Annotated in this window: 7 protein-coding genes and 1 other RNA gene; 3 read left to right on the top strand and 5 right to left on the bottom strand. The window is 60.1% G+C overall.

What is annotated here, in order from left to right; all coding sequences use genetic code 11:
* Both Q0M35_RS14565 and Q0M35_RS14560 read right to left on the bottom strand, forming a co-directional pair.
* Nucleotides 1-875 (bottom strand): ABC transporter substrate-binding protein (locus Q0M35_RS14565; RefSeq protein WP_295316556.1); only part of this gene is annotated, 875 nt, incomplete at its 3' end.
* A gap of 183 nt (nt 876-1058) precedes the next feature.
* A complete protein-coding gene (locus tag Q0M35_RS14560; protein ID WP_295316555.1) occupies nt 1059-1565 on the bottom strand; it encodes a cytochrome c family protein in 507 nt (168 codons plus the stop codon).
* 121 nt (nt 1566-1686) lie between these two features.
* Here Q0M35_RS14560 and Q0M35_RS14555 point away from each other — a divergent pair, with 121 nt between their 5' ends.
* Nucleotides 1687-2532: a prephenate dehydratase gene (locus tag Q0M35_RS14555; protein ID WP_295316553.1), complete on the top strand. Its 846-nt coding sequence runs from the start codon at nt 1687-1689 to the stop codon at nt 2530-2532.
* Nucleotides 2533-2540: 8 nt separating this feature from the next.
* Here Q0M35_RS14555 and Q0M35_RS14550 read toward each other — a convergent pair whose 3' ends face one another.
* On the bottom strand, nt 2541-3008 hold the full coding sequence (locus tag Q0M35_RS14550) for an SRPBCC family protein (protein WP_295316551.1): 468 nt from the start codon (nt 3006-3008) through the stop codon (nt 2541-2543).
* Between the two features lie 39 nt (nt 3009-3047).
* Nucleotides 3048-4016, bottom strand: a complete 969-nt coding sequence (gene nudC / locus Q0M35_RS14545; protein ID WP_295316548.1) for an NAD(+) diphosphatase — start codon at nt 4014-4016, stop codon at nt 3048-3050.
* 221 nt (nt 4017-4237) lie between these two features.
* Between nudC and Q0M35_RS14540 the strand changes: the two genes are divergently transcribed.
* Nucleotides 4238-6058 (top strand): 5'-nucleotidase C-terminal domain-containing protein, encoded by a 1821-nt coding sequence (locus tag Q0M35_RS14540; protein WP_295316557.1) that lies wholly within the window; start codon nt 4238-4240, stop codon nt 6056-6058.
* 45 nt (nt 6059-6103) lie between these two features.
* An RNA gene (gene ffs / locus Q0M35_RS14535) (signal recognition particle sRNA small type) lies at nt 6104-6202 on the top strand.
* 6 nt (nt 6203-6208) lie between these two features.
* Here the strand turns inward: ffs and Q0M35_RS14530 are convergent.
* The coding region (locus Q0M35_RS14530; RefSeq protein ID WP_295316547.1) for a neutral zinc metallopeptidase at nt 6209-6418 on the bottom strand (210 nt) is incomplete at its 5' end.

Raw genomic sequence — 6418 nt, 5'->3', positions numbered from 1 at the left:
GTGTCATCGCCGAAATATTCGATGCGGATGCTGTCAAAATTGTTGCGGCCGACGTTAAAGGCAAGGTCTTTGCCCCAGTAATCGGGATTGCGTTTATAGACGATGCGGCGGTTCACATCGACGCTGTCGATCATGTAGGGGCCGGACCCGGGCGAGACCTCAAGCCGGCTTTCGTCGAGACCCGCGCCTGTTTCCTCATACCACTTTTTCGACCAGGCAGGAACAAACCCGACCTGATCAATGAGACTGCGCCGGGAGATGCCTTCGGTGAAGTAGAATTTGATGGTGTGGTCATCGATTACTTCGACTTCGGGGATGCGCTGGCGCACGGCGTCGGCATAGGATTTCAGCCCCTCGTCGAGCAGCAGATTGTGGCTGAAAGCGATGTCATGGGCGGTGACAGGTGAGCCGTCCGAAAACCGCGCCTCAGGGCGCATGTAAAAGATCACCCAGTCTTTGGTCTCGGGGTATTCCACCCGCTCGCAGAGCAGGCAGAGATATTCGCCGTATGCATCCGCAGGGGCAGATGCGCCGCCGGTGCCATCGCCCAGAAGGCTTTCATACATCACGGTCGAGAGCGCCCCGGCCCGGCCTTTGCGGGTGTAGGGGTGCATGGAATCGAAGGTACCTACGACACTCAGAGAAATCTCGCCGCCTTTGGGAGCGTCGGGGTTCACGTAATCGAAATGCGTATAATCTTCGGGATATTTCAGATCACCATAGAAAGAATAGCCGTGGCTCACCACCATATTGTCCTGAGCCCGCAGCGTCGTCGTCCAGAGCAGGGCAACGGCAGCGGTCAGCGCGCCCAGGGCTGCAAGGGTGCGGGTCCTGCGATAAGGTGCCGCAATGGTCCGGGTCCGGGGGGATGTCATCTGGAAATTCCTCCTGTGTGCCACCGTGTTCTTCCGGTGTCCTGCTCTGATGTAAGCTAACGGGACGCCGGGCCAAGATACAAGTTGCGAAAATGTGATTGCCCGCCTTCCGCACCGTCCTGCACAGCAAAAAGGCCGCCTGCATCACAGCAAGCGGCCCTTATGGTTAATTTCGGGTAAATATCAGTCGTCGAGACTGTCAAGATAGGCGATCAGGTCGGCCCGGTCCTGAACCTTGTTAAGACCGGCAAAGCCCATTGATGTTCCTTCGGCCCATGAGGACGGTTTCTCCAGAAAGCCGCTGAGGTTTTCCGGCGTCCAGTCACCGCCCATAGTTGCCAGTGTTTCTGAATAGCTGAATCCGTCCACCGTACCGATGCCACGACCGACGACGCCATAAAGATAAGGACCGACGCCGTTCGCGCCCTCCTCCAGCTTGTGACAGGCAGAGCACTTACGGAATACCTTGGCGCCGTCATCGACGCTGGCTGACGCCAGAACGGTCGCAAAATCAACGACTTCCTCCACCTCTGCTGTGTCAGCGTCTTCCTCAACCTCAATGACATATGAAGCTTCGCCATGCGAATCCACATGATACAGTTCTTCAGCAGCCCATTTGCCCAGAAGGAACACAAGCAGTGCGCCGCACACGCCGCCTGCCGCTTTGGTGAATGTCATTGTGTCAAACATTGAATCACGGTCCGTTGTTTTTGTTCCCGCGGTATCTATTGCTTCCCCTTCGCCGTGGCAAGGTGTAGTTACCGCGACCAAACGACCGGTTTCCAAAGAATTCAGCCAGGGATCCTCTCCGATGACTGCCGATACCCCCGCCCGCATCGCTTTTCAGGGAGAGCTCGGCGCCTACAGCCACGAAGCCTGTCACGCCGCTCGCCCGGAAATGACACCTGTTCCCTGCCGGACATTCGAGGATGCAATCGACGCCGTGCTGGAGGGCAATGCGGAGCTTGCCATGCTGCCGGTGGAAAACTCCACCTACGGACGGGTTGCCGATATTCATTCGCTGCTGCCGCAGTCGGGGCTGCATATCATCGAGGAATCCTTTGTCCGGGTGCACATCAACCTGCTGGCGCTGCCGGGCACCACTCTCAAAGACATCAAAAGCGCGATGAGCCACACGGTGCTGCTGGGTCAGTGCAAGAGCTTTCTGGCAAAGCACGGCATCCGGCGTGTCACGGGCGCGGATACGGCCGGCTCGGCCAAGGATGTGGCCGCAGGCGGGGACCCTTCAATGGCAGCGCTTGCCAGCGAGCTTGCCGGCGACATCTACGGATTGGACGTGCTCGCCCGCCACATCGAGGATCAGGGTAATAACACGACCCGCTTTCTGTTGATGTCGCCCGAGGCTGATCACAGACGCCGGGGTGATCACGGCATGATCACAAGCTTTGTCTTTGAGGTGCGCAACATTCCTGCGGCACTTTATAAGGCGATGGGCGGTTTTGCCACCAACGGGATCAACATGACCAAGCTGGAAAGCTATATGGTGGGCGGGTCTTTCACAGCGACACAGTTCTACGCGGATATAGAGGGCCATCCTGACGATCCGGCTGTCCGGCGCGCGATGGAAGAGCTGGATTACTTCACCAATATGATTGAAATCCTCGGCGTTTATCCTGCCAGCCCTGACCGCGACTGACAGCTCTCTCAGATCTTGCGGTCATGTCTGTCGCTGAGCGTCTGAACGAAACCGGCGATGCGGTCCTCGTATTTTCGCAAAACAGCACCTTTGCTCAGCTTCAGGGACTGCACCAGCAACCGCGCCGACAGACTGTGCGGTTGCAGCTCAAGTCCGACCAGCAGGCGCGTGCGCGACGGCGAGAGCGCTATGAGCTCAAAGGCAATGTTTCCGGTCAGCCCCGATGACGCCAGCCCAAGCGTCAGATGATCGCACGGATCGCAGCGGGTAACTTCAAGTGTCACATCCCGCATTCGTCCACGCAGGAAAAACCGGGCCGCCCAGGACACGCCGACCGCAGGTGCCGTATGATTGTCTGTCCGGCGGACTTCGGCGCCACGGCGCATTGCCGCCCGCTCAAAGGTTTCAAAATCAGTAAGCATTTTAAAGACATGTCCGGTGGGCGCGTCGATGTCTTCCTGGGTCTCAAACTTCATTGCCGGGGCCTGCTGCGTCAGTTGAACGTCACTGTCGTGTCAATCAAGTCTGTCCGCAAGCCAGTTTTCTATCAGAAAATGGGCAATTGCACCCTTCCGCGCCGGCAGCATGGTCGGATGCTCTCCTGACATCGCCAGCATCATCTCCTCGCGACTGACCCACATGGCCTGCTCGATTTCGACCGGGTCGATTATGATCTCGTCGCTGGTCGCCTCCCCCGCACACCCCATCATCAGTGAGGCAGGAAAGGGCCAGGGCTGGCTGGAGAGATAGGATACCTGCCCTACCTGCACGCCGGCTTCCTCAAAGACCTCGCGGCGTACTGCGGCTTCAAGGGTCTCGCCCGGCTCAACAAAGCCCGCCAGCAATGAAAACATCCCCTCCGGCCAGCCCGGAGAGCGACCCATCAGCACGCTGTTGCCGCGGGTGATCAGCATGATCACAACCGGGTCAGTACGCGGAAAGTGTGATCCGCCACAGGTGATGCATTTACGCTGCCAGCCAGCCTGTTCGATCGCAGATTCCGCACCGCAGCGGGCACAGAAGCGGTGTGTTTCGTGCCAGCCGAGAATGGCTTTTCCGGTTGCTGCGAGCTCTGCGTCACGCGCGCTGAGCCATGTCATCACGCGGCGCAGCTCGGCAAAGACCTCAGTGTCGCCAAGCGCCGGGTGCCGCTGTTCTGTGGGGTCCAGAAAGCCACCGAGCAGGCCAGGGTCGAGATCGTCCGGAGACCACGAGGAAATATCGAAGGCAAAACGCGCAGCACCGTCTTCCCGCCCCAGCAAAACGGGCGCTTCGGTCGCCGCCTCAAGCACCGGGTGATCCAACGGGAGCCGCACCAGGGACGCGGGTCTTTCATTCGATATCAGAGGCTTCCCACGCCAGAACAGGATTGCCCGCGCCCCGATGTCAGCCCGGGCGATTGCCACGGCAGACGCATCCGCACGCACTTCTCCTGCGCGGTCGAGCCCGGAGCCGCCGAATGTCACCGCTTCTGCAATTTTCATCTGCGGAGCTCCCCTGCGCACATCTTTTTTGGTGGAAAACCCGTCGCATGGCGCACAAAGTGTTGCAAGATGAAAGCTGAACGGCCTCGCCACTGGACTTTCCAACCCTTGCGTGATCTTCTCTGCGAGCTGCACGTAATGGTTGCTAATTGCAGCAACCCCGGGAGATCAAGACGATTAACGACCGCCACTCTTCGCATCACCGCGATACGACCGCCGGAGTGACCCTGCTCGCGACAAGCGATCTACACATGCAGATCACATCTTATGATTATGTGCGGGACTGCGCCGGTGAGGGTCCGAGCCTGTCACGACTTGCAACTCTGATTGCATCGGCGCGGCAGGAAGCTGCCGGCGCAGGACGTGAGAGCTTTCTTCTCGACAACGGTGACATCCTTCAGGGCACGCCGCTGGCGGCCTATCTCGCGCACTCCGGACGCGGGACGCCGAACCCGGTGCCGGAGTGTCTGCAGATGCTGGGATATGACGCTGTGGGTCTGGGCAATCATGACTTTGATCACGGCCTCGAATATCTGGATGCCACGCTTTCGCGCTACAGGATGCCGGTGGTCTGCTCCAACCTCGGCGGCGCGGGCATTCCCTCCATCCGGCCCCGTGCCATACTTGAGCGCGAGGTGCTCTGTTCCGACGGCACCCGGCGCCGGTTGCGGATCGGCGTGGTTTCCGTGCTGCCCCGTCAGACGATCAGCTGGAACCGGCACCAGCTGTCCGGACGCGCGTCGCTGTGTGATCCTGTGCAAGCGACCGCAGATGCCGCCAAAGCAGCCCGGGCAGAGGGCGCAGATCTGATCGTGGTGCTGGCGCATATGGGAATTGCCCGGTTTGACGAGGGCGTGCAGCCACAAAACGAAATAGTCGAAATTGCCCGTCTGGGCAGTGTGGATGCAGTGATCGGCGGCCATACACACCTGGTGTTTCCGGGGCCCGACCACGAAACCAACCGCAACACCGACAGCCGCCAGGGTAAGGTATACGGTAAACCCGTCGTGCTGCCCGGCTTTGCCGGCTCTCATCTTGGCTTGATCGATCTCGACCTCGCCTGGCCGGCAAACGGTGGCAGCATCAGAATCACCCGTTCAGAAAGCCGGCTGGCGAAGAGCGCGACGGACACGCCCGAAGACCCGGACGTTGCGGCGCTGGCGTCAGAGGCACATCTTGCTACGCGCGAACATCTCAATCACGAGGTCGGGCGGCTGATGCGTCCGATGAACAGCTATTTCGCGCTGGCTCAGCCCAGCCCTGTGTCAGCCCTGATCGCAGAAACCAAACGTCATGTCATCCGACAGGCGATGGCCGGCAGCGACCTGGAAGAGCTGCCGTTGCTGGCGTCGGGTTCAACCGCCTCGACCGGCGGCTTTGACGGACCGGATAATTTCATCTCTCTACCGGGTGGTCCCGTAAAGCGGCGCCATATTGTCGGGCTTGATCCGTATTCCAATCAGGTCTGGGCCGTGCGGACGACAGGCGCGCGTCTGACAGACTGGCTTGAACGATCGGTGGTGATTTTTAACACGCTGCGCCGGGAAGATCCTGATCAGCTTCTGCTGAACGAGAACATCCCGGGGTTCCGCTATGATGCGATCTACGGGCTGAACTATGACATCGATCCGACGCGGCCGCCTAAATATGACCCCGCCGGCCGCCCCGGAGGGACGGGCGAGGGACGGATCAGCAACGTGACCTGGAAGGGCAGGCCACTCGAACCCGAACAGGAATTTCTGGTCGCCACATCAGATCACCGAACCGGCGGTGGGGGACAGTTACGCGCTTTTTCCGAGGATGAGATTGCTTTTCGCGGCCGGGCGCCTCTGGAGGACGGTCTGGTCAGTTATCTGCAGGCGCCCGATTGCGCTGCGGTGCGCGGGGCCGCGCCGTGGCGGTTCCGCCCCGATCTGAATGTCTCTGCTATCCTGCTGACGTCTCCTGATGCGGTAACACATCTGTCTGAAATCGCAGATCTGCGCCCGGAGCCCTGCGGCATATCGGAAAACGGATTTGCGCGGATCCGGCTGCACCTTTGAGCCTGCGCCCTTGCACCTCAGACGCGCTTTGCCTATATGACGCGTCGAGAGGTTGGCGCGGGCGAGCGCCTCGCCAACCCGGTCAGGTCCGGAAGGAAGCAGCCGTAACGAGCCCCGCTTGGGTCGTTGTCCAGCCTCTCACCTCTTCCCTCAGAGCTGTCGTGCGCTGAACGTGTCACATGAGGCCATCTGGCCGCTGTCAAAGCCGCGCTCGAACCAGCGTGCGCGCTGCTCGGATGTGCCATGTGTAAAGGTGTGTGGCTGTGGCACCCGCCCGGCCTGTCGCTGCAAATGATCGTCACCGATTTTGCGGGCTGCATTCAGCGCCTCGGCCAGATCACCGCGTTCCATCAGGCCCTG

Source organism: Roseobacter sp., assembly GCF_024639605.1.
Taxonomy (GTDB): Bacteria; Pseudomonadota; Alphaproteobacteria; order Rhodobacterales; family Rhodobacteraceae; genus Roseobacter.
This window is presented reverse-complemented; position numbering and strand designations above follow the sequence as displayed.